A 21307-nucleotide genomic window follows, 5' to 3' on the forward strand; every position below is an offset into this window, starting at 1 on the left:
TTACGGCTCATGGCCCGGTTGAAATGACCATCTGTGATGGGCTGCCGACCGGCGTGTAGTCCGGTTCGAAGCTTAGCTTGCCATCGGGTGCAACGCGAAAACGGGTGATGTTATCGCTGCGCTGATTCATAACGTACAGCCAGCGGCCCTGCTTATCCAGGGTCAGAGAGCGTGGGTAATCGCCACGGGTCCAGACATCCTCCTGATGCACCAGCGTGCCCTCGGCCGTTACCCTAAAGTGCGCGATGCTGTTATGCAAACGGTTCGCGACGTACAGCTGCTGGCCATCAGCGCTCAACGCCAGCCCTGCGGCAAAACTGGTGCCTTTATACTCTTTCGGCAGGGAAGAGATCGATTTGCCCTCTTTCAGCGTGCCGGTGGCCTGATCCAGAGCATACCAGGTCAGGGTCGAGGACTCTTCGTTGATCAGCCACAGGCCATCGCCTTTCGGCGTAAAGACAAAATGGCGCGGCCCGGCACCTTTAGACGAGGCGTTGATAAACGGCGGCTCGTTTGGAGTGAGCTTTCCGCTTTGCTTGTCAAAACGGTACTGATAGATCCGATCCAGACCGAGATCCGTCGAAAAAACATATTTCCCGCTCGGATCGGCGGCGATCATATGGGCGTGAGGGCCGTTATGATCACTTACGGCAAAGCTGCCTTCGACAGCCGCTTCCGGTTTCGCCGCACCGGGTTCGCCCTGATCCTGATGGGTGTCCGTCGCCTCTCCCAGACTGCCGTCAGCCTTCACGGGCAGCACCGCAATCGAGCCGCTGACATAGTTCGCCACCAGCAGATGACGCCCCTCTGGCGTCAGGGACACATACACAGGTCCCGCCCCGCCGGACGCCACCTGATTCAGCTCGGTCAGTTCACCGTTTGCCCCGATGCGTAACGCCTGAATCACCCCTTTCTCCGCTTCGCTCGCCAGATAGAGGGTTTTGCCATCGTGCGAAACCGTAAGCTGCGCCGCGTTGGGTAACTGGCTCACGAGGGTTTTCTCCCCGAGCGCGCCATTGTTGGGATCGACCGTAAAACGGTACAGCCCTTCGCCGTTCGGGTTGTAGGTGCCGACCCAGGCGTACTGGGGTTGTGCGACGGCGGCGGTGGCAAGCAGGGAGAGTGAAGCGACGAGCAGGTGATGGGTGTGCATGGCGGCTCCTGGTGTTGTGCGGTGTGATGCCCTCACCCGGCCCTCTCCGAAGGGAGAGGGTTCAGGCTAGGCGAGAACTACTTGACCAACGTCTTCGTCATTTCCAGCAGCGTGCGCACGTCCTCAGGACGAGTATCGCCGCTGGCCTTGTCGATAATCGAGCTATAAATATGCGGAATGATTTTGCTCACACCTGCGTCGAGAGCGATCTGCAGGATCTCCTCGAAGTTTTCCAGATCGATACCGCCGGTTGGCTCCAGCCAGAAATCGTGGCGGGCACAGGCTTCGGCAACGGCCTGGTATTCGTCACGGCATTTCAGGCCGCCCATCGGGAAGTATTTGATGGAGCTGCCGCCGAAATCTTTCAGCAGGGCAATCGCCGTCTCAACCGGGACGATACCATCCGGTGCCGCGCTGCTCTGCGGGCCGGTGGAGATTTTGACCATTCCGACGGTTCCCGTTGGCGAGACCAGACCGTTAACCACCGACGCATTCTGCCCCAGCAGTGCGCGGCTGGTCGCCACACCGGTGAACACCTGGTTGACGTGCTGCGGCTGCACCTGGCGAGAGATTTCGCTGACCATCGCCGACTGGTTCGGATCGCCCGCCCCGAGTCCGACGGAGAGGGCGTTGTCGATCAGCGCTGCATACTCGCGCATATCAGCGACGGCACTCGCCACATCAGGATAATTTTTGGAGAGCACGCCCACCAGCACATGGCCCTCTGCGGCTTCATAGATCGCGCTGGCGTTGGCTTTGGAACCGGCCAGCACGTTCAGGCACACGCGGTCACGATAGAAATTGGGGGTCAGTTTCATGCTTGTTTCTCCTGGCTTAAGACTTCGCGGATGCGGCGATAAACAATGTTCAGCTGATCGGCGCTGACGCTGCGCACATCCGCTTCGATAATCCCTTCGTTGGCCTTGTAGCCACGGAAATAGATCGCGTATTCGCCCTGCTTGAGCTGACTGACCAGCTCGCCGGTGCCCACGCCGGTGGTGGCTTCATCGAATTTAATTTCGGTACGAGCGATATCGCGGCCAGCGCTGTCCCATACCACGCGGGCCGTGACGCCGTTAAGCGTATTCAGCGCATCAATAAAGGGCGTCATCTTCGCCACCATCTCTGCCCCGCTCTCTTTGGTCGCCGTCAGATAATGTTCGATGGCGCAGGTAAGGCCCAGAATCCCCTCTTTGCCCACTTTCATCGCGCGGCCAATACCCGCGGTCTGGCGTTTGACCCACTCTACGTACTGGGTTTTGCCAATCACCAAGCCGCTGGTTGGCCCTTCGATCGCTTTCGCGCCGCTGTAGATCACCAGATCCGCGCCGGAACGATAGTAGGTATGAAGATCTTCTTCGGCCGCCGCATCGACGATCAGCGGCAGATCGTGTTTTCGCGCGACCACTGCGGCCTGCTCAACGCTGAGCATACTTTTCTGCACGCAATGGTGCGATTTGATGTAGAGGATCGCCGCCGTGCGCGGAGTGATCGCCGCCGCCAGCTGATCGGCGGAGCACTCGTTGGCGTAACCGGCTTCCACCAGTTTACCGCCGCCGAGCGCAACCATGGTGCCAACCGGTGCGCCAAAGTTGACGTTGTGGCCTTTCGGCAGCACGATTTCGTTGTTCTCAATCGGCGTAACGTGCAGGTTTTCCAGCAGCCAGTCGCTGTCCTTGACCAGCACCGCGGCTACGGATTGGGCAATCCCTGCTGACGCGCACGAGACCACCGTCGCCCCTTCCACGTCCAGCAGCTTCGCGATGTACTCTCCGGTTTTATTCACCAGATCTTTCATTTCGAAGTACTGGTTCATGCCGTCCATCGCCGCCTGCACCACTTCCGGGCGCGGCGTCGACACGCCCAGCGCGGTCATGCGGCCTGAGGTGTTAATCACCTGTTTTAAATTGTATTTCTCATAAATCGAAGGCATTTTCCGTACTCCCTTGTTCGGTCATATAGCCCTTGCCCGCGCGGATCGCGGCAAGCGGCACCAGAATATGTTCAGCCTGCAGGCTGTCGTTTTCCGCATCCACCAGCAGCGTGGGCTGGCGTTTAACGGTGAACAGCGTCAGGTCGGCATCCAGACCCGGCTGAATGCGGCCTTTATGGGCCAGACGCAGGCCATCGGCGGCGTTCGCGGTGACGCACTCGATCACCTGCGGAAGCGACATGCCGATTGCGAGGAATTTCGACATCACGCTCGCCAGGCTGCCCACCGGCCCATTAATACGGTTGCGGCAGTAAATGTCCGAGCTGATGGTGTGCGGCAGAATGCCCATCGCGATGGCGCGTTTCGCCACTTCAAAGCTAAAGCTTGCGGTACCGTGGCCCACGTCCAGTCGCACGCCGCGCTTGAGCGCACGGGTGACGGAGGCGCGCAGTTCGCCCTCTGGCGTCAGAATGCGGTTCGGTTTGCCGTTATAGCAGTGGGTGATGATGTCGCCGGAACTGAGCAGTTCGGCAATCTCGTCGAGATTCGGTGGATTGTTACCGATGTGGACCATCAGCGGCAGATCGCCGTTCTCTTTCTGAATCGCTTTCGCGCGCTCCAGCGGCGTGATGCCGTTTTCGCCGACCACGCTGCTGCTCATGCGCGCTTTCAGGCCGACGATGAAATCCGGGTAGCGTGCAACGGCCTGTTTCACCGCATCGGCGTCGATATTGGCCATGTTCGCCAGTTCGTTCTGGGCGATCAGCCCCACGCGGGAGATGTTCAGCAGGGCAAAAACCTCCGTTGAGGCTTTGCGGGTAATTTCGTAGAAGTCGTCCACGTCATCTGCGCCGGTACTGCCCGCGTCCACCACCGAGGTCACGCCCGTGGCGATGCCGACGCTGTCTGGCTCATCGTGGTAGATCGGAGAATTGGGATAGCAGTGAACGTGGGAGTCAATCCAGCCGGCGCTGACAAAGACTTCGCCGTTCAGCTCGACGGTTTTATGTGCGGGAGTGGAAATCTCGCCCAGCGCTGCGATTTTACCGTCCTGGATGGCGATATCGGTCAGGGTATCGTCGGTCAGGCGCGCACGGCGCAGGAGTAAATCAAACATGCGTATCTCCTGAAAGGACGGGCGCGTGAGCGCCCGTGGGAGTTAAAGGGCCACCGGGAACAGCGAACCTAAAATCATGGCGCCGAGGATCGCGCCGCCGGTAATCGGCTTCTGCCAGAGGTAAAACAGCAGCGCACCGACCAGCGAACCGATACCAATCGGAATAGAGGCGGTCATGGCGCTGAGAATAATCAACGGCCCGAGGAAGCGGCCAGAGGCGTTACCCGCGCCCATCATCACGTCAGCCCCGTAGGTGGAGTTGCTCTGATTGATGGTGAATTTACGCGCCAGAATGATCACGTAACCAATCGCCAGACCAATCACCAGGCCGGTCGCCAGCGAGGCGATAAAGTTGGTCACCGGGAACATGATCCCCGCGCCCAACAGCAGCGCCGGAACGCCGAGGCCCACGCCGGTCTGAATCGCACCGCCGATATCCAGGATCCCCACCAGGGAGCCTTCGATGATACGGGCGAACAGGAAGCTTGCGCCGAACGCCGCGACCGCACCGTAAACACCAGTGTCGATACCCGCTTTCAGCATCGCCACGAAAGCCACTTCGTTAAACGCGCCGATGCCGTACAGGTAGTACATGTGCGTCCCGGCGAAGACGCCGGAAGAGAGCAGGCCAACGAAGATCGGGAACGACCAGTCGGCATACCAAAAACCTTTATTCTGTTCCATGTCGAGGCTCCTGTTATTTGCCGCTGAGCGAGCTGTGGATCAGATCGAGCCAGTTCGGCACGGTCAGATGGAAGGATTCGATCATCTTCATGTCGAAGCCGCGGAAGAAGCCGCTCAGAACGAACAGCAGCACGATGGCGACCATCATCACTTTGGTGACGTGGTTCCAGCCGCTCTCCTCAACGCCCTTACCGATCAGAATACCCAGCACCAGACCCGGTACGGCGTTCCCCATAATCAGCTGCGCTGCGCCGCCAAACACGGTCGCCCAGAAGCCCGATTTTTTGCCCGCATCGATAGCCGCCAGCCAGAAAATCACAGGCATCACGGTGTTCACCAGCAGGTTCGCTGCCGGAACCAGCACCTTCACGGCGGTGACCTGCAGGGCAGCGGGAACGGACGAGGCGGTGAGGTTCAGGAAGGTGACCACGAACATGCCGATGATGCCGCAGGCAATCGCCATTTTGCGTGGGTCGTGCAGTGTTTCGCCCACGTTGCGGTTTTTCAGCATCAGCGCCGCCGCACCCCAGTTCGGGATGATGCGATGGTCAACGTCTTGAGTGAATGCCCCCGCAGCCACTGACGATGCCCAGGCGTTAAAGAAGAACCCCAGACCAAAGGAGAAGTGAGACGCAGGGTCCCCTTCACAGGAGTTCAGTTCCCCCAACGTACGAAACGCGCCCATACCCTGTGTGGTAGGCGCATGAAACATGCGTGCAGCCCCGGCGCCCACGCCGACGCCAACCAGGCCGCCGATGATGAGCGATTTTATTAAAATTATCAGGAACATTAGTCTGCCCTATTAGTAAGAATCAGCGTTGCGTGACAAAGTCCACCTTGTCGAGATTGATGGCGGTCACGTTGACGGTCACATCCAGCTCCACGCTGTAGGTGCGTCTTTCCCGGCGCAAAAAGAAGTACAGAAAAGCTTCCTTACGCACCGCTTCTTGCGCCTGAACAACCTGCACATCCTGTGGCTCAATACGCAGTAAGATATGCGGCGATGCTTTCATCACCGCGGCCTGAACGTGGTTTAGCGCGTCGGCAAAGGCGCGGGATTTCATCTCGCCTTTGCCTTTCACTCTCACCGTGGTGGTGAATTGCTCTTTCATGCTCAGGCGCCGTGCTTCTTCTGCCACGCCTGAACCAGACGCTCGCCCAGCTCTTCTTTATCCATAAAGCCGAAGCCCAGCACGTTGCAGCCTTCGTTAATGGCAGTGACGCCCTCTTCCACTGAACGCATGCCGTATTTCGCTTTGTAGCCATATTTGGTCTGTGCGGTGATTGCACCCGCGCCGCCGCTGCCGCAGAAAGAGATGCCGAAAGTGGCGTTTTCCGCTTTCATAACGTCGCCCAGTTTCATGTCTGCCGCCACGCCTGGCACGACAACCGCACGTCCGCCTGCTTTTTCAACGCCGATAGCCACTTTCTGGCCTTTGCCCAGACGATCGCCAATCACAACAGTAATTTGTTCCATGGTAGTGCTCCTTAAAGGTTGTCTTTCGCGACTTCGAAGTGAACGGAGAGCAGCCAGGCTTCTTCATCAGGAAGGTTGCCAAACTGCGCGACCACTTCGCGGGCAAGCCGCATTGAATCTGCAGAAATTTCGTCAAACAGGTCAGCTTCTACGTCCGGCAGCGGTTCGCCGGTCACGGACCGGTGCGCCATTGCGCGAACGTGGGACGTCAGCATCTGAACCTGGACGTCATTGGGAATGATGTTGTGATGGCGAAGCAGAGTGAATACCTGCTCCAGCATGGTGTCGGCGAGCTGTGCCGTCTGCGCTGCCTGTTCCCCAACGTCGTTCATTACCGCTCCGTTAATCACTCGTCTTACCCCGTTAATGGCTCTGGAATAAAACTAACGCTGGCGGTTATTTGTTTGTAGCGAGTTGTTTTCCACTTCGAAGTGGAAAGGAGAGCGGCACCAGTGATCTGTGCCACATAATTGCGGTGAATATGAATTATCAGCTGGATTTGCGTGATGAATATCACGCTATTCGGTGGTCAAACGGCAGGAAAGAGAACGAAAAAGTTTACGAGCAGGCTCGTAGAAATGTGAACTGGATAAGGTTTTCTTATGGGGATTCGGTAAAGTGCGCGTGGGTGCTTGAGACTGACCGTCTCATGCATGGGACGGAAAGTGGAAAGCCCCTATCTGAATTTAAATCAGGGTCGGGGCTGGAACAACACGTCTTACCACGTGAAGTAATGCCTTACCCGCTGCCAAGGAGGCATCCATGAAGCAGCAGAAACCGATTATCAGGGCTCTGATGATTGTTGCTTTGACAATAATCATCTTATCTCTGATAAACCGCAAAACGCTTTGCGAAATCCGTTTTCGTCAGGGTTCGCTAGAGTTAGTTGCGCGGATGGACTGCCGCTCCTGGAAGTAAGGAGCTAAATGCGGAGGCAGGGATTATGCCTCCGCTTCACGAGGATGGGCGTACAGCTCAGGCACCCAATTAACGATACTTTTTGTGGTACTCATTGCGGGTGGTGACAAAGCCGTCAGCCGCGGCCTGGGCCTCTTTGACTTTACCTTCGTTGGCCAGCTTCAGCGCACCGTCGATCTGACCGACCAGCACGTCAAAGCCGTGGCGGAAATCTTTCATCTCGGCGCTGTCGGGAGCTGCGTTTTCCAGCTTCGGCGGCGTCGCTTTTTGCGCGTCGAGCGCGGCGGCGCGCATTTTGGTTAATGCGTCTTTCATTTCCGTCGCATTATCCGTTTTTTGCACCACTTTCAGATTGGTGCTGAGGGTATCCATATTGTCTTCAAGATCGGCGGAGAAGGCAGCCGAACTCATGACCAGCGTTGAAGCGACGACGACGGCTAACAGGCTCTTATACATTGCTCACATCCTTTTTTATTATGAAAAAAGTCATACCTGCCGCATTCGGGGTGCAGGCACGCGCACACTCAACGCACCTGCTGCCCGAAACAGGACGGGTATTACTGACCGGCGATTTTCATCTCCGGCAACAGCACTGAACCACACTGTATATTGCTGCGCGTTTCAATATCGTTACCGACCGTAACAATATTGCGCCACATATCTTTTAAGTTGCCGGCGATGGTAATTTCGCTCACCGGATACTGAATTTCACCGTTTTCAACCCAGAGCCCCGCCGCACCGCGCGAGTAGTCCCCGGTAATACCGCTCACACCCTGGCCCATCAGCTCAGTGACCACCAGACCGGTGCCCATCTGCTTCAGCATCTGTTCAAAACTCAGACCCTGGCCTTCAATACGCCAGTTGTGGATGCCGCCCGCGTGACCGGTGCTTTTCAGCCCCAGCTTGCGCGCAGAGTAGTTGGTCAGCAGCCACTGCGTCAGCACGCCGTCTTTGATGATATCGCGACGCTCCGTGCGCACGCCTTCGCTGTCGAACGGCGTAGACGCCAGCCCTTTCAGCAGGTGTGGATGCTCTTCGATGGTCAGCCATTCTGGCAGGATTTGCGTGCCGAGCGCGTCGAGCAGGAAGGTGGATTTGCGGTACACCGCGCCACCTGCAATCGCACCAACCAGATGACCAAACAGGCCGGTTGCCACTTCATTGGCAAAAATCACGGGCGCTTTCATGGTGGAGAGTTTGCGCGGCGACAAACGGGAAAGGGTGCGTTTTGCGCACTCTTCGCCGACCCACTCTGGCGACTGCAAATCGCCCATCGCGCGGCCAATGGTGTAGGCGTAATCACGCTCCATGTCACCGTTTTCTTCTGCAATCACGCAGCTGGAGAGCGAATGGCGCGTCGAGCAGTAGCCCTGCAGCATGCCGTGGCTGTTGCCGAATACTTTGATGCCGTAGTGGCTGTTGAAGCTGCCGCCTTCGGTGTTCGTGATGCGTTTATCTGCTTTCAGAGAAGCTTGCTCGGCGCGGGCAGCGAACTCGATGGCTTCGTCCGGCGTCACTTCAGCCGGATGGAACAGGTCGAGATCCGGCGCGTCAAATGCCAGCAGCTCTTTGTCTGCCACGCCTGCGTACGGGTCCGGCGAGGTGTAGCGCGCAATATCCAGCGCCGCCTGCACGGTGCGGGCGATCGCATCCGGGCTTAAATCCGTCGAAGAGGCGCTGCCTTTGCGATTCTGGTGATAAACCGTAATCCCCAGCGCGCCGTCACTGTTAAATTCAACGTTTTCCACTTCGCCAAAGCGGGTGCTGACGCTAATGCCCGTGGTCTTGCTGACCGCCACTTCGGCGCCATCGGATTGGCCTGATGCCAGCATCAGTGCTGTGGATACCGCTTCTTCAAGAATCTTACGCTGCGCTTCAACTTGTGAGGTTACTTTCATCGCAAATGCCATACTGTAAGAGGGAGTTATCTGAAGTCTAACAGAGAACCGTTTTTCAGTGCGCGTCTTAACTGGTAACATTAGCCTCTTTTTTAAGGAGCCTGACATGACTAAGCAGCCCGAAGACTGGCTCGACGACGTTCCCGGTGATGACATCGAAGACGAAGATGATGAAATCATCTGGGTCAGTAAAAGTGAAATTAAACGCGACGCCGAAGAGTTAAAGCAACTTGGTGCGGAAATGGTAGAGCTGGGTAAAAACGCGCTGGATAAACTCCCGCTCGACCCGGATCTGCGCGGAGCCATTGAACTGGCCCAACGAATCAAAAAAGAAGGCCGCCGCCGTCAGCTGCAGCTGATCGGTAAAATGCTGCGCCAGCGCGATGTAGAACCGATTCGCCAGGCGCTGGACAAGCTGAAGAACCGCCACAACCAGCAGGTTGCGCTGTTCCATAAGCTGGAACAGATCCGCGACCGTCTGGTCGACAATGGCGACGACGCAGTCGCAGAAGTGTTGAACCTGTGGCCGGACGCCGACCGTCAGCAGTTACGTTCGCTTATCCGTAACGCGAAGAAAGAGAAAGAAGGGAATAAGCCGCCGAAATCTGCGCGCCTGATTTTCCAGTATCTGCGCGAGCTGGCTGAGAACGAAGGTTAAATTTTTGCCGGATAACGCTGCACTTATCCGGCCTACGTCCCCGTAGGCCGGACAGCGGTTACTCTACTGCTCTACCGCTTCTGCTTTCTTCGCCAGACCATCCAGCAGTTTCTGATGTATCCCACCAAAACCGCCGTTACTCATCACCAGAATGTGATCGCCCGGCTGTGCCGTTTTCACGATCATATCGGCCAGCGTGTCTACGTCCGCATGCCAGTGCGCAGGCTGCACACAGGCTTCAGCAACTTCCGCGACCTGCCACGGAATATGCTGCGGTTGCAGCAGGAAGACTTCATCCGCACGGCCTAACGACGGCGCGAGATCGTCTTTGCAGATCCCCATTTTCATGGTGTTCGAGCGTGGTTCCAGCACCGCCAGAATACGCGCCGTACCGCCCACTTTGCCGCGCAGGGCAGCCAGCGTAGCGAGGATTGCCGTGGGGTGATGGGCGAAATCGTCGTACACGGTCACGCCGTTGGCTTCGCCGCGCAGTTCGAGACGACGACGGGCATTGATGAACGAATTGAGCGCATTCGCGGCATCGGCAGGCAGCACACCTACGTGACGCGCGGCGGCAATCGCCATCAAACCGTTATGCATGTTGTGTTCGCCGACCAGCTCCCACTTCACTTCACCCACTTTCTCACCGTCCAGCAGCACTTCCCATTCGGAGGCGTCGGTGGTCAGTTTTTTCGCCTGCCAGTGGCCCTGCTCGCCCACCAGCTCCTGCTCGCTCCAGCAGCCCATCGCCATCGTCTGTTTCAGATTGATGTCGTTTTCCGGGTAGATGATGCGGCCCTGTCCCGGCACGATTCGCACCAGGTGATGGAACTGTTTCTGAATGGCTTTCAGATCGTCAAAGATATCCGCGTGATCGAACTCAAGATTATTGAGGATCAGTGTGCGCGGGCAGTAATGTACGAATTTGGAACGCTTATCAAAGAACGCGCAGTCGTATTCGTCCGCTTCAATCACAAAAAACGGGCTGTCGCCCAGACGCGCGGAGACGTCGAAATTCCCCGGTACGCCGCCGATCACAAAGCCCGGCTTGTAGCCGCAAGCTTCTAAGATCCAGGTCGCCATACCGGCGGTGGTGGTTTTGCCGTGCGTACCGGCAACGGCCAGCACCCAGCGATCGCGCAGTACGAAATCATGCAGCCACTCAGGGCCGGACATGAATGGAATGTTGCGTTCCAGCACCGCTTCCACACACGGATTACCACGGGTCATGGCGTTGCCGATAATCACCAGGTCAGGCTCAGAATCGAGCTGACTGGCGTCATATCCTGAAATCAGGTCGATACCCTGCTTCTCAAGCAACGTGCTCATCGGCGGATACACATTGGCGTCCGAACCTGTCACCTCATGGCCTAAAGAGCGCGCCAGCATCGCCAGTCCGCCCATGAATGTGCCACAAATCCCCAATATATGAATGCGCATACGTCACTATCCCTCTTCTGTGTGGCGCACATTTTACTCACATGTCAGCGCCAGAGAAACGCATTTCAGGTAAATCCGTATTTTGCTGGCGCGATTCACCTCTGCGCTAATATTTGAATGTTTGTTAAGATTGTTGGACTTCAGGCTTTATACGCAACATACGATCGCTTTACTCACATACGATGCAGGGAAAGTGTTATGAAAACGTTAGGTGAATTTATTGTCGAAAAGCAGCACGAGTTCTCTCATGCTACCGGTGAGCTCACTGCTTTGCTGTCGGCAATAAAGCTCGGCGCGAAGATCATCCACCGCGATATCAACAAGGCCGGTCTGGTCGATATCCTGGGTGCCAGCGGTGCCGAAAACGTGCAGGGCGAGGTTCAGCAGAAGCTCGATCTGTTCGCGAATGAAAAACTGAAAGCGGCACTGCGCGCACGCGACATCGTCGCAGGGATCGCCTCCGAAGAAGAAGATGAAATCGTTGTTTTCGAAGGATGCGAGCATGCTAAATATGTCGTTCTGATGGACCCGCTGGATGGCTCCTCAAACATCGACGTTAACGTTTCTGTCGGCACGATTTTCTCTATCTATCGCCGCGTGACCCCGGTCGGTACGCCGGTCACTGAAGAAGATTTCCTCCAGCCGGGCAGCAAGCAGGTCGCGGCCGGGTATGTGGTTTACGGCTCTTCCACCATGCTGGTTTACACCACCGGCTGCGGCGTTCACGCCTTTACATACGATCCGTCACTGGGCGTGTTCTGCCTGTGCCAGGAGCGTATGCGTTACCCTGCGAGTGGCAGCACCTACTCCATCAACGAAGGTAACTACATCAAATTCCCGAACGGCGTGAAGAAATACATCAAGTTCTGCCAGGAAGAAGATAAGTTAACCCAACGCCCCTACACCTCGCGCTACATCGGCTCTCTGGTGGCGGATTTCCACCGCAACCTGCTGAAAGGCGGCATCTATCTCTACCCAAGCACCGCCAGCCACCCGGAAGGGAAACTGCGCCTGCTGTACGAATGCAACCCAATGGCGTTCCTGGCCGAACAGGCCGGCGGCAAGGCGAGCGACGGTAAAGAGCGCATTCTGGATATCATTCCGGAAAGCCTGCATCAGCGCCGCTCGTTCTTTGTTGGCAACGATCATATGGTCGAAGACGTTGAGCGTCTGATCCGCGAATACCCGGACGCATAACGTTTTTAACATGGGGAGCGTTGCTCCCCCTTTTTTCATTTATATATTTTACCGTATAAATGAATATAAAAATGGCGCTTTAATCTTCCCGCCCTCTCGCGCATTATTCTGAACAGTTAACTATTTATTCAGAGGAGCGCCCGACGCGATGCAAAATTATTCTCGTGCAAACACCGGTATTGATTTAAACCTCATTCCCGTTTTTATTGAGATTGTCCGATGCGGCAGCATGGCGAAAGCCTCTGTGCGTCTTGAGATGTCCCGCCCCGCCGTCAGCCTCGCGTTGAAACGTTTTAATCAGCTTTTTGACGAGCCATTATTTATTCGTAAAGGCTTATATCTTGAGCCAACGCCAAAAGCGTTAGAATTGACAAATTCGCTGGAAAATTTAATGGCTGATATTCATGAAAATATTGGTGCGGTGAATACTGCGGAAGCATAAACCCTGACGCGTTATACGCCAGGGTTTATTATTATCAGGCCGTTTGCGCCGACAGTTTAAACGATGACATCGCTTCAATCAGTTCGCGCGACTGCTCTTCAAGGGAACGCGTCGCGGCGGAAGATTGTTGTACCAGCGCGGCATTTTGCTGCGCTGTCTCATCCATCTGATTGACGGCAATATTCACCTGCTCAATACCTCGACTCTGCTCAAGCGACGCGTTGGCGATCTCACGCATCAGTTTGGTCATGCGCAGCACTTCCGTTGCAATCTCATCCATCGTCTCACCGGCCTGTTGCGCCAGCTCGCTCCCTTCGCTGACGTGAGTCTGCGAATCGCTGATGAGAGTGCGGATCTCTTTCGCCGCATCGGCGCTTCGGCTGGCGAGATTACGCACTTCCCCGGCCACCACCGCAAACCCACGTCCCTGCTCGCCCGCACGCGCCGCTTCCACCGAGGCGTTAAGCGCCAGGATGTTGGTCTGGAAGGCGATGCCGTCAATCACACTCAGAATGTCGGCGATGCGCGCAGAGCTGCCTGAGATATCGCGCATTTTTTCAATCACATAGCACACCATTTCGCTGCCGTGATCGGCGGTATCCGAGACGCGTTTCGCCAGCTGATGCGCCTGCTCGGCGTTATCGGCGTTTTGCTTCACGGTGGCGGTGATCTCTTCCATGCTGGCCGCCGTTTGCTCAAGGGAGGTTGCCGTGGATTCCGTGCGCTGGGCTAGATCCAGGTTACCTGCCGTCAGTTCCCGGCTGCCCGTGTCAATCTGCGAGCTGGCATCACGCACGCGCATGACGGAGCCCATCAGCGACTGGCGCATCTCTTCGATAGCCGCATTCAGGCGGTTAAACTCCTGACTGGTCGGCGCGTTCAGGCTGTGAGTCAGATCGCCCGCCGCCACATGTTCAAGCTGGGCGATAGAAGCCAGAAGCGGCTTGAGCAGCATATGGCGCAGGGACAGCCACGCCAGCACAATGATCCCGGCGGTCAGCAGCGCGGCGATCACGATCAGCAGCATCACCCGGTTTTTGCTCGACTGCACCGCTTTCACTTCCGATTTCCCGCGCTTTTCGCTCCACGACTGGAACGCCTGCATATCGTTATCAAACTGGCGCGCGACCGGAATCAGCTTGTTCTCCAGCAGATCGTAATAGGCATCGGCGCTTTGCTGGTTAAGGGCAGCCACCATCGGGGTGATCCCTTCGGCGTTATAGGTGGCAAAACTCGCCGCCACCTTATCCAGCAGTTGCTGCCCTTTCGGATTATCAATGCCGCCGTCGATCACCCCTTTCAGCGTTTTTTGCGCCTGGGCAACTTCGCGATTGATGTTCTGCACGGATTTGGCGGCATCATCCAGCATGCCGATCTCCATCAGCCGAACGGCCTGACCCGCCTCATTGCGCGCACGCAAAATCAGCGTGTAACCCGCGTTGAGCTGCACCATCTGTTCACCCTGAAGGTGATTGATGCGCTGTAAAGAAGAGGAACTCTGTGTGAGGGCATAAATGCCAATGCCGCTGACAATCAGCAGCAGAAGGGTCATAACGGCCAGTAACGAAAGCAAGCCGGTACGAATCGATAGCGTTTTCAGCATGATGTTATTTCCGGTAGCGAGATATTTCTGGACAGAAATAAAGGTTATCGACCGCTACCGGAAAAAGTTTACACTTCAAGCAAATTCAGGGTGTTATCTGTTGAGCGGTGTGGTGCTAACGCGCGTCACAGGCGAGCTGAGGCGGTTTTCCCACAGCACCGTCAGGCCTCGCTGCAGCGCGATAAAGATGAACAACAAAATGCCAATCGCGATTTTGGTCCACCAGGAACTCAGCGTGCCGTCGAAGTTGATGTAGGTCTGAATAAGCCCCTGGATCGCCACGCCAAACAGTGTCCCAAGCACTGTCCCCACGCCGCCACTCAACAGCGTGCCGCCAATCACCACCGATGCAATCGCATCCAGCTCTACGCCCACGCCCGCCAGCGCGTAGCCCGCCTGGGTGTAGATGGAGAAGACAATCCCCGCCAGCGTCGCCAGCCCCGTCGAGAGCATATAGATGCGAATGGTCGTGCTGCGGGTGGAGATCCCCATCAGATTCGCCGAGATCGCGCTGCCGCCGATGGCGTACACCTGGTTACCAAAACGGGTGCGATGGGCGAGGAAAATGCCGATCACCACCACACCTAACATCAGCAGGCCCATCGCGCTCAGACGCCCTCCGCCGGGGATTTTCCACGCCAGGCTTGAGAGCGTGTCGTAGATCGGGTGGTTAATCGGAATTGACTCTTCCGACACCAGATAGCTCACGCCGCGCAGGAAGAACATCCCGGCGAGGGTAATGATAAACGCCGGGATCTTCAGGGAATCGATCAGCAGTCCCATGAACGCGCCAAACGCGCAGCCCATCGCCAGCACCAGCGGGAAGGCCAGCAGCGGCGAGATCCCCCAGAAACCGATCGCTTTGGCGAGGAATACGCCGGTAAAAGCGATCACCGAGCCGACGGAGAGATCGATCCCGCCGGAGAGGATCACGAAGGTCATGCCGACAGCGATGATCCCGAGAAAGGCGTTATCCGTCAGAATGTTGCAAATCACGCGCGTGGAGGCGAAACCGGGGAATTGCGTCAGGCAGTAGAGATAGCCCAGCACGAAGACCCCCAGCGTGATCATGAGCGGTAAATTACGTTTTATCATGGCCGCGAATCCCCTTGATGATGCTAATAAAGCGCGACGACTGAACAATCAGCACGCAGAGCACAACCACCGCTTTCACCACCTGATTCAGCTCCGGCTGGAAGCCCGAAAGCAGAATACCGGTGTTCATCCCCTGGATAATCAGCGCGCCAATCACCGACAGCAGCAGGTTAAAGCGCCCACCCATCAGCGATCCGCCGCCAATCACCACCGCCAGAATGGCGTCCAGCTCCAGCCACAGCCCGGCGTTGTTGGCATCAGCGCCGCGAATATCGGCGGCGACGATGATCCCGGCAATCGCCGCGCAGACACCGCTCAGCACATAGGTCAGCATCACCACCATACGGGTGCTGACGCCCGCATTTTTCGCGGCGCGAATGTTGATCCCGACCGCTTCGATAAACATCCCCAGCGCCGTTTTGCGGGTAAACAGCCAGAATACGATCAGCGTGACAAGGGCGATGATCACCGGCGTCGGGAACAGCAGCAGCTTGCCGCTGCCGATCCACGCCAGCGACGGTGAGTCAAAGGTGACGATCTGCCCGGAGGTAATCAGCTGCGCCACGCCGCGCCCGGCCACCATCAGAATTAAGGTTGCGACGAACGGCTGAATTTTGAGAAGCGAAACGAGGATCCCGTTCCACAACCCCGCCAGCACCCCAGTGCCCAGCGCCGCTAAAATCACCACAGGCAGACTGTGCCCGGCGACCGTCATCGAGGCGGCAGTCGCGCCGGCGATAGCCATGGTCGCCCCCACAGAGAGATCAATGCCGCCGGTGGCAATCACCAGCGTCATACCGATCGCCAGCAACGCCACCGGTGCCGCGCGGTTTAGGATATCGATGGGGCTACCGAACAGCCGCCCATCCTGCAAAATGATCTGGAAAAAGTGCGGCGCAACGAGGCTGTCCACCACCAGCACCAGTAGCAGCGCCACAATTTGCGGCGTGCCGGTAGGCCAGCTGAAGCGGCGCCTGGACTCGCCAGGCTTCGGAAGAGAACGGGACATCACGATTGACTCCTTATGCCGCGATGGCATTCATGATCGCCGGAACGGAGAGTTCATCCAGCGGGATCTCTGCCACCTGCTTGCGATCGCGCATGATAATCACGCGATCGGCATATCCCACCAGCTCTTCAAGCTCGGATGAGATAACCAGCAGCGCCAGACCGTCGGCGCAGAGCGTTTCGATCAGGCGAATAATTTCCGCGTGCGCGCCAACGTCGATACCGCGTGTCGGCTCATCGAGGATCAGGAACTGCGGTTTGGTCAGCAGCCAGCGGGAGAGCAACACTTTTTGCTGATTGCCGCCGGAGAGAAACTCAATCGGCTGTTCAGGGCTGGGAGTACGAATACCCAGCTGGCGGATAAAGCGTTCGGCGATGGCGATCTGCTCGCGCTTCGGAATGGGCCGTAGCCAGCCGCGCTGCGCCTGTAACGCCAGAACGATATTTTCGCGCACCGAAGCAGCGGCAATGATGCCGTCGGTTTTACGATCTTCCGGGCAAAAACCGATCCCCAGACACGAGGCCTGATGCGGCGATCGCAGAGTTTGCGGTTTGCCTTTGATCATCGCGCTGCCGCTGTCGGCGGGCTTGATGCCGAAGATCACCTCGGCGGTTTCGGTGCGACCGGACCCCAGCAGGCCCGCCAGACCGACAATTTCGCCGGGACGCACTTCCAGGTTGAACGGCGTGATGGTCCCTTTTTTGCCGAAATCTTTGAAGGCGGCGACGGGTTTGTCGCTCAGCAGTGTGCGGCCCGCGCGTTGCAGCGCATGGGTGTCCAGCTCGCGACCCAGCATCATTTTGACCAGTTCGATCTGCGGCAGCTCGCGGGTGTCGCGGCAGCCGACAAAACTGCCGTTGCGCAGAACCGTAATACGATCGCTGACCTGATAGACCTGATCGAGGAAGTGGGTAACGAAGATCAGGCTGACGCCCTGATCGCGCAGCTGGCGCATCAGGGTGAAGAGCATTTCCACTTCCTGGGTATCGAGGCTGGCGGTGGGTTCATCGAGGATCAGCACTTTGGCAGAGAGATCGATGGCCCGGCAAATGGCGACAATCTGCTGCATCGCTACGGAAAAGCGGTTCAGCGGCTCGCGCACGTCGAGGGAGAAACCGTAGGATTCCATCAGCCGGGTGGCACGCGCCTCCATCTCTTTTCGGCGCAGCAGGCCAAACCGACGCGGCTCACGGCCAATAAACAGGTTATCCGCCACCGACATGTTCGGCAGCAGGTTCACTTCCTGGTATACGGTCCCGATGCCCAGCTGCTGGGCGTGAGCGGTATTTTTCGGTGAAATGGCGTTGCCTTCCAGCCAGATGCTGCCGCGATCGGCGTGATATACCCCGGTTAAGGCCTTGATCAGCGTCGATTTCCCGGCGCCGTTTTCACCGAGCAGCGCCATAATCTCACCGCGTCGCAGGCTGAAATCGACGTTATCCAGCGCTTTCACGCCGGGGAAGAATTTGCTTAATCCTTCGGTTCGGAGGATTTCCTGGTGTTGTTCAACGGTCATGGTTCCCCCTGCATCAAGCTGGATGACGCTACGCTTATCCGGCCTACAAAAGCGTGTACTGTAGGCCGGGCAAGCGCAGCGCCACCCGGCTTTTTTCCTGGCTTAAAGGCTTAGTAGCCCATGTTTTTCTTCTTCTCTAACTCTTCTTTCGCCGTATCTGGCAGATAGAGGGTCGATTTGGTGATGGTCAGCTGTTCAGGTTTGGTGCCGTCTTTCTTGAATTTCTCAAGGGCATCAAACGCCGGGCCAGCCATGTTTGGCGTCAGCTCGACGCTGGCATTCGCTTCGCCGTCGATCATCGCTTTGTAGATATCCGGTACGCCGTCGATAGAGCCGGTGAGAATATCTTTGCCCGGTTTCAGGCCCGCTTCTTTGATCGCCTGAATCGCACCGATCACCATGTCGTCGTTATGGGCGTAAACCATGCAGATGTTTTTGCCGTTGTTTTCCGCTTTGATGAAGCTCTCCATAACCTCTTTACCTTTACTGCGGGTAAAGTCGCCGGACTGAGAACGGATGATTTTGATGTTTGGCGCTTTGGCGATGGCTTCCGCAAAGCCTTTCTTACGGTCAATCGCCACGCTCGCGCCGACGGTGCCTTGCAGTTCGACGACGTTACACGGCTTGCCATCCACCTGCTTAATCAGCCAGTCGCCGATCAGCTGCCCTTCGAGCACGTTGTTGGCGGTGACGGTGGTCATATAGAGAGATTTGTCTTTGACATCAATGGAACGGTCGAGCAGGAATACGGGGATTTCAGCGTCTTTGGCTTCTTTCAGCACCGGTTCCCAGCCCGTCGCCACCACCGGCGCGATGAAGATGGCGTCAACGCCCTGGGCGATAAACGAGCGCACCGCTTTAATCTGGTTTTCCTGTTTTTGCTGGCCATCGGCGATTTTCAGCGTGATGCCGCGCTTTTGGGCTTCGCTTTTCGCGACATTGGTTTCCGCCGCTCGCCAGCCTGATTCCGAGCCAACCTGCGAAAAACCGACGGTTAATGGTGCGGCCATCGCCATAGACGACATGGCTGCCGAAACTGCTGTGACAAGAAGTAAGCGCTTCCACATAATGATGCCCTCGTAGCCCAGGTTATTGTTGGTCAAAAGATGTTCTGCGAAAAAACTATAGCCAATGGGCGATGTAACGGATTGCGTTACATCACACTTCAGAAAAGTGAATAAAACGTTAATCACAAGTTTGTAATCGCTTTCATTCGCCCATTAAATATGCGGCTGAGTTTATGGATTTTCCTGTCATGGAAAGGGTCTGAAAATGGCACCAGGATGCGGATGAGAATGAAAACAGGCGGAGACTTTCGGCGCGAGTTGGCTATAATACTCGCCACTTGTTTAGCATACATATAGGACACTCACATGAGCTTACTCAACGTCCCTGCGGGTAAAGAACTGCCGGAAGACATCTACGTTGTTATCGAAATCCCGGCCAACGCAGATCCTATCAAATACGAAATCGACAAAGACACCGGTGCGCTGTTCGTTGACCGTTTCATGTCCACTGCGATGTTCTACCCGTGCAACTACGGTTACATCAACCACACCCTGTCTCTGGACGGTGACCCGGTAGACGTGCTGGTTCCAACGCCATACCCACTGGCCCCAGGTTCTGTGGTTCGCTGCCGTCCGGTTGGCGTTCTGAAAATGACCGACGAAGCCGGTGAAGATGCGAAACTGGTTGCGGTTCCGCACACCAAGCTGAGCAAAGAGTACGATCACATTAAAGATGTGAACGACCTGCCAGAACTGCTGAAAGCGCAGATCACTCACTTCTTCGAGCACTACAAAGATCTCGAAAAAGGCAAATGGGTTAAAGTTGACGGCTGGGACAACGCAGAAGCAGCGAAAGCTGAAATCGTTGCATCCTTCGAGCGCGCTGCTAAGAAGTAATTCTTACGCCCAATGCTAAGCCCCGCGAGTCGGGGCTTTTTTGTGCCTGTCATTCCATATCCCCTTAACAATTAACCGGTTATTGTCCTACCAGAAAAGGTAGCCGTTGTTCACACAACTCAATTGATAATGAGAGTAGATATCATTATCATTTTCACTTCGTAAATAAATGTGAATAAACGTCAATGACCCTACACAATGTGAAGACCCTCAAAGCCTCCGCCGCACTCGCGGTTACTGCTGCTTTTATGCTGACCAGCGTGTCTGGTTACTCGGCCCCCCTGCCAGAGAAAAACTTTATCGCCCAGCCCGTGGGCCACGGTGTCTACGAACTGGCCTACGACGGAGAGGCAAAGGTGCTGTTTGCCGCCAGCGCCCCCTCTTTTGATAAAGACAAAACCAACGGCAAAATCTACAAGCTGGACCTGGAAGATCTGACCGGCACGGGCGTCATTGAAACCACGCGCCGCGCGTTTGCAACCGTGCTGGACGAAGAGAGTCAGACGCTTTACGTGGGCAATACCCTCGAAGGCTCCGTGACGCTTATCGATACGCGCACCGGCAAAGAGCTGGCCGTGATTCAACTCGCCGACACCAGCAATCCGAAAGATATCGCCCACACCCGCGAAATGGTGCTCGATAAACAGCATCACCGCCTGTACGTCACCGGCGTGGTGGAGAAAGGCATCGTCTGGGTGGTGGATACGAAAAAGCGTCAGCTCATCAACACGCTGACCAATATGGGTGAGTACCCGACCGGGCTGGCGCTGGACGCGGAGAAAAACCGTCTGTACGTGGTGAATGGCCGCAACGAACTGATCGCTGTTGATACCCAAAGCGATACCATCGTCAGCCGGTTCAGCGTCGAACCAGAGAAAAAACACTTCTTTCTGAATATCGCCCTCGACAGCAAAAACAACCGCGCCTTCCTCACCGACCCGGATTTACCGAAGGTGCTGGTGGTGGATATCACTACCGGCAAGGTGCTCCAGCACATCGACGTCACCAACTCGCTGGCGGTGCTCTATAACGAAAAGCGTCACGAAGTTTACGTCACGCACCGCAACGCCAAGCTCATCAGCATTATCGACAGCCAGACGTACCAGCTGAAAAACAGCATTGCGACCAATGCGATGCCGAACAGCCTCGCCCTCTCCTCCGACGGTAACGTGCTGTACGCCAGCATTAAACAAGACGAGAAAGTGGCAAAAGAGAAACCGGATTACGTCATCAAAATCACGCTCGATAAGCTCTGATTTCATC

At 56.4% G+C, this 21307-nt stretch carries 23 protein-coding genes; 6 read left to right on the plus strand and 17 right to left on the minus strand.

Going from position 1 to position 21307, the window contains the following annotated elements; translation table 11 throughout:
- Nucleotides 1-7 precede the first annotated feature (7 nt).
- The 9 genes from ABIE11_RS15330 to ABIE11_RS15370 all read right to left on the minus strand — a co-directional run bounded on the left by ABIE11_RS15330 (nt 8) and on the right by ABIE11_RS15370 (nt 6714).
- Nucleotides 8-1153 (minus strand): lactonase family protein, encoded by a 1146-nt coding sequence (locus ABIE11_RS15330; protein ID WP_429184820.1) that lies wholly within the window; start codon nt 1151-1153, stop codon nt 8-10.
- A gap of 77 nt (nt 1154-1230) precedes the next feature.
- Nucleotides 1231-1971: a 2-dehydro-3-deoxy-phosphogluconate aldolase gene (gene dagF, locus ABIE11_RS15335; RefSeq protein ID WP_429184821.1), complete on the minus strand. Its 741-nt coding sequence runs from the start codon at nt 1969-1971 to the stop codon at nt 1231-1233.
- Nucleotides 1968-3086, minus strand: coding sequence for a DgaE family pyridoxal phosphate-dependent ammonia lyase (locus ABIE11_RS15340; RefSeq protein WP_100777832.1), 1119 nt, complete (start codon nt 3084-3086; stop codon nt 1968-1970). Before ABIE11_RS15340 ends, dagF begins: the two co-directional genes overlap by 4 nt.
- The gene (locus tag ABIE11_RS15345) at nt 3070-4203 is read right to left on the minus strand and encodes an amidohydrolase/deacetylase family metallohydrolase (protein WP_429184822.1); all 1134 of its coding nucleotides are present in this window, start codon (nt 4201-4203) and stop codon (nt 3070-3072) included. Before ABIE11_RS15345 ends, ABIE11_RS15340 begins: the two co-directional genes overlap by 17 nt.
- A gap of 42 nt (nt 4204-4245) precedes the next feature.
- Nucleotides 4246-4887 (minus strand): DUF4310 family protein, encoded by a 642-nt coding sequence (locus tag ABIE11_RS15350; protein ID WP_095280544.1) that lies wholly within the window; start codon nt 4885-4887, stop codon nt 4246-4248.
- A 13-nt stretch (nt 4888-4900) separates the two neighbouring features.
- Nucleotides 4901-5677: a DUF4311 domain-containing protein gene (locus tag ABIE11_RS15355; protein ID WP_095280543.1), complete on the minus strand. Its 777-nt coding sequence runs from the start codon at nt 5675-5677 to the stop codon at nt 4901-4903.
- A gap of 22 nt (nt 5678-5699) precedes the next feature.
- A complete protein-coding gene (locus ABIE11_RS15360; RefSeq protein ID WP_100777834.1) occupies nt 5700-5999 on the minus strand; it encodes a DUF4312 family protein in 300 nt (99 codons plus the stop codon).
- A gap of 2 nt (nt 6000-6001) precedes the next feature.
- The gene (locus ABIE11_RS15365) at nt 6002-6364 is read right to left on the minus strand and encodes an SFCGS family glycine-rich protein (RefSeq protein WP_100777835.1); all 363 of its coding nucleotides are present in this window, start codon (nt 6362-6364) and stop codon (nt 6002-6004) included.
- Nucleotides 6365-6375: 11 nt separating this feature from the next.
- The gene (locus ABIE11_RS15370; RefSeq protein WP_100777836.1) at nt 6376-6714 is read right to left on the minus strand and encodes a glycine dehydrogenase; all 339 of its coding nucleotides are present in this window, start codon (nt 6712-6714) and stop codon (nt 6376-6378) included.
- 412 nt (nt 6715-7126) lie between these two features.
- On the opposite strand from ABIE11_RS15370, the gene ABIE11_RS15375 reads away from it, so the two are divergent.
- Nucleotides 7127-7282, plus strand: coding sequence for a Hok/Gef family protein (locus ABIE11_RS15375; RefSeq protein ID WP_100777837.1), 156 nt, complete (start codon nt 7127-7129; stop codon nt 7280-7282).
- A 69-nt stretch (nt 7283-7351) separates the two neighbouring features.
- Here ABIE11_RS15375 and cybC read toward each other — a convergent pair whose 3' ends face one another.
- A complete protein-coding gene (gene cybC / locus ABIE11_RS15380; RefSeq protein WP_100777838.1) occupies nt 7352-7738 on the minus strand; it encodes a cytochrome b562 in 387 nt (128 codons plus the stop codon).
- 101 nt (nt 7739-7839) lie between these two features.
- The gene (gene pmbA, locus ABIE11_RS15385; RefSeq protein ID WP_429184823.1) at nt 7840-9192 is read right to left on the minus strand and encodes a metalloprotease PmbA; all 1353 of its coding nucleotides are present in this window, start codon (nt 9190-9192) and stop codon (nt 7840-7842) included.
- Between the two features lie 94 nt (nt 9193-9286).
- On the opposite strand from pmbA, the gene yjgA reads away from it, so the two are divergent.
- Nucleotides 9287-9838, plus strand: a complete 552-nt coding sequence (yjgA, locus tag ABIE11_RS15390) for a ribosome biogenesis factor YjgA (protein ID WP_095280536.1) — start codon at nt 9287-9289, stop codon at nt 9836-9838.
- A 63-nt stretch (nt 9839-9901) separates the two neighbouring features.
- Here yjgA and mpl read toward each other — a convergent pair whose 3' ends face one another.
- Nucleotides 9902-11278 (minus strand): UDP-N-acetylmuramate:L-alanyl-gamma-D-glutamyl-meso-diaminopimelate ligase, encoded by a 1377-nt coding sequence (mpl, locus tag ABIE11_RS15395; RefSeq protein WP_102104471.1) that lies wholly within the window; start codon nt 11276-11278, stop codon nt 9902-9904.
- 198 nt (nt 11279-11476) lie between these two features.
- Between mpl and fbp the strand changes: the two genes are divergently transcribed.
- Both fbp and ABIE11_RS15405 read left to right on the plus strand, forming a co-directional pair.
- Nucleotides 11477-12475 carry a class 1 fructose-bisphosphatase gene (gene fbp, locus ABIE11_RS15400; RefSeq protein ID WP_100777841.1) on the plus strand — a complete coding sequence of 333 codons (999 nt, stop codon included), beginning with the start codon at nt 11477-11479 and terminating at the stop codon, nt 12473-12475.
- Between the two features lie 148 nt (nt 12476-12623).
- Nucleotides 12624-12917 (plus strand): helix-turn-helix domain-containing protein, encoded by a 294-nt coding sequence (locus ABIE11_RS15405; RefSeq protein ID WP_100777842.1) that lies wholly within the window; start codon nt 12624-12626, stop codon nt 12915-12917.
- Between the two features lie 34 nt (nt 12918-12951).
- Here ABIE11_RS15405 and ABIE11_RS15410 read toward each other — a convergent pair whose 3' ends face one another.
- From ABIE11_RS15410 to ytfQ, 5 genes are all read right to left on the minus strand, one after another.
- Nucleotides 12952-14520: a methyl-accepting chemotaxis protein gene (locus tag ABIE11_RS15410; protein WP_102104470.1), complete on the minus strand. Its 1569-nt coding sequence runs from the start codon at nt 14518-14520 to the stop codon at nt 12952-12954.
- Nucleotides 14521-14613: 93 nt separating this feature from the next.
- A complete protein-coding gene (gene yjfF, locus ABIE11_RS15415; RefSeq protein ID WP_429184824.1) occupies nt 14614-15615 on the minus strand; it encodes a galactofuranose ABC transporter, permease protein YjfF in 1002 nt (333 codons plus the stop codon).
- Nucleotides 15602-16627: a galactofuranose ABC transporter, ATP-binding protein YtfT gene (gene ytfT, locus ABIE11_RS15420; RefSeq protein ID WP_102104468.1), complete on the minus strand. Its 1026-nt coding sequence runs from the start codon at nt 16625-16627 to the stop codon at nt 15602-15604. The genes yjfF and ytfT overlap by 14 nt, the downstream gene beginning before the upstream one ends.
- Nucleotides 16628-16637: 10 nt before the next feature.
- Complete coding sequence (ytfR, locus tag ABIE11_RS15425; RefSeq protein WP_129035706.1) at nt 16638-18140, minus strand: galactofuranose ABC transporter, ATP-binding protein YtfR; 1503 nt, start codon at nt 18138-18140, stop codon at nt 16638-16640.
- A 110-nt stretch (nt 18141-18250) separates the two neighbouring features.
- Complete coding sequence (gene ytfQ, locus ABIE11_RS15430; protein WP_095284160.1) at nt 18251-19207, minus strand: galactofuranose ABC transporter substrate-binding protein YtfQ; 957 nt, start codon at nt 19205-19207, stop codon at nt 18251-18253.
- A gap of 306 nt (nt 19208-19513) precedes the next feature.
- Here ytfQ and ppa point away from each other — a divergent pair, with 306 nt between their 5' ends.
- Nucleotides 19514-20044 carry an inorganic diphosphatase gene (gene ppa, locus ABIE11_RS15435; RefSeq protein ID WP_064324598.1) on the plus strand — a complete coding sequence of 177 codons (531 nt, stop codon included), beginning with the start codon at nt 19514-19516 and terminating at the stop codon, nt 20042-20044.
- Between the two features lie 185 nt (nt 20045-20229).
- Nucleotides 20230-21300 (plus strand): YncE family protein, encoded by a 1071-nt coding sequence (locus ABIE11_RS15440; RefSeq protein ID WP_429184825.1) that lies wholly within the window; start codon nt 20230-20232, stop codon nt 21298-21300.
- The last annotated feature ends 7 nt before the right edge of the window (nt 21301-21307 follow it).

Source organism: Lelliottia sp. 489, assembly GCF_050435885.1.
Taxonomy (GTDB): domain Bacteria; phylum Pseudomonadota; class Gammaproteobacteria; order Enterobacterales; family Enterobacteriaceae; genus Enterobacter; species Enterobacter nimipressuralis.

Excerpts from the sequence above, each read along its gene's own strand:
- ABIE11_RS15355 (WP_095280543.1), bottom strand. The coding sequence starts at position 5,677 with ATGTTCCTGATAATTTTAATAAAATCGCTCATCATCGGCGGCCTGGTT.
- mpl (WP_102104471.1), bottom strand. The coding sequence starts at position 11,278 with ATGCGCATTCATATATTGGGGATTTGTGGCACATTCATGGGCGGACTG.
- ABIE11_RS15365 (WP_100777835.1), bottom strand. The coding sequence starts at position 6,364 with ATGGAACAAATTACTGTTGTGATTGGCGATCGTCTGGGCAAAGGCCAG.
- fbp (WP_100777841.1), top strand. The coding sequence starts at position 11,477 with ATGAAAACGTTAGGTGAATTTATTGTCGAAAAGCAGCACGAGTTCTCT.
- ytfQ (WP_095284160.1), bottom strand. The coding sequence starts at position 19,207 with ATGTGGAAGCGCTTACTTCTTGTCACAGCAGTTTCGGCAGCCATGTCG.
- ppa (WP_064324598.1), top strand. The coding sequence starts at position 19,514 with ATGAGCTTACTCAACGTCCCTGCGGGTAAAGAACTGCCGGAAGACATC.
- ABIE11_RS15345 (WP_429184822.1), bottom strand. The coding sequence starts at position 4,203 with ATGTTTGATTTACTCCTGCGCCGTGCGCGCCTGACCGACGATACCCTG.
- ABIE11_RS15410 (WP_102104470.1), bottom strand. The coding sequence starts at position 14,520 with ATGCTGAAAACGCTATCGATTCGTACCGGCTTGCTTTCGTTACTGGCC.
- ABIE11_RS15350 (WP_095280544.1), bottom strand. The coding sequence starts at position 4,887 with ATGGAACAGAATAAAGGTTTTTGGTATGCCGACTGGTCGTTCCCGATC.
- yjgA (WP_095280536.1), top strand. The coding sequence starts at position 9,287 with ATGACTAAGCAGCCCGAAGACTGGCTCGACGACGTTCCCGGTGATGAC.
- ABIE11_RS15440 (WP_429184825.1), top strand. The coding sequence starts at position 20,230 with ATGACCCTACACAATGTGAAGACCCTCAAAGCCTCCGCCGCACTCGCG.
- ABIE11_RS15340 (WP_100777832.1), bottom strand. The coding sequence starts at position 3,086 with ATGCCTTCGATTTATGAGAAATACAATTTAAAACAGGTGATTAACACC.
- yjfF (WP_429184824.1), bottom strand. The coding sequence starts at position 15,615 with ATGATAAAACGTAATTTACCGCTCATGATCACGCTGGGGGTCTTCGTG.
- ABIE11_RS15405 (WP_100777842.1), top strand. The coding sequence starts at position 12,624 with ATGCAAAATTATTCTCGTGCAAACACCGGTATTGATTTAAACCTCATT.
- ABIE11_RS15330 (WP_429184820.1), bottom strand. The coding sequence starts at position 1,153 with ATGCACACCCATCACCTGCTCGTCGCTTCACTCTCCCTGCTTGCCACC.
- dagF (WP_429184821.1), bottom strand. The coding sequence starts at position 1,971 with ATGAAACTGACCCCCAATTTCTATCGTGACCGCGTGTGCCTGAACGTG.
- ABIE11_RS15360 (WP_100777834.1), bottom strand. The coding sequence starts at position 5,999 with ATGAAAGAGCAATTCACCACCACGGTGAGAGTGAAAGGCAAAGGCGAG.
- ABIE11_RS15375 (WP_100777837.1), top strand. The coding sequence starts at position 7,127 with ATGAAGCAGCAGAAACCGATTATCAGGGCTCTGATGATTGTTGCTTTG.
- cybC (WP_100777838.1), bottom strand. The coding sequence starts at position 7,738 with ATGTATAAGAGCCTGTTAGCCGTCGTCGTCGCTTCAACGCTGGTCATG.
- pmbA (WP_429184823.1), bottom strand. The coding sequence starts at position 9,192 with ATGGCATTTGCGATGAAAGTAACCTCACAAGTTGAAGCGCAGCGTAAG.
- ytfR (WP_129035706.1), bottom strand. The coding sequence starts at position 18,140 with ATGACCGTTGAACAACACCAGGAAATCCTCCGAACCGAAGGATTAAGC.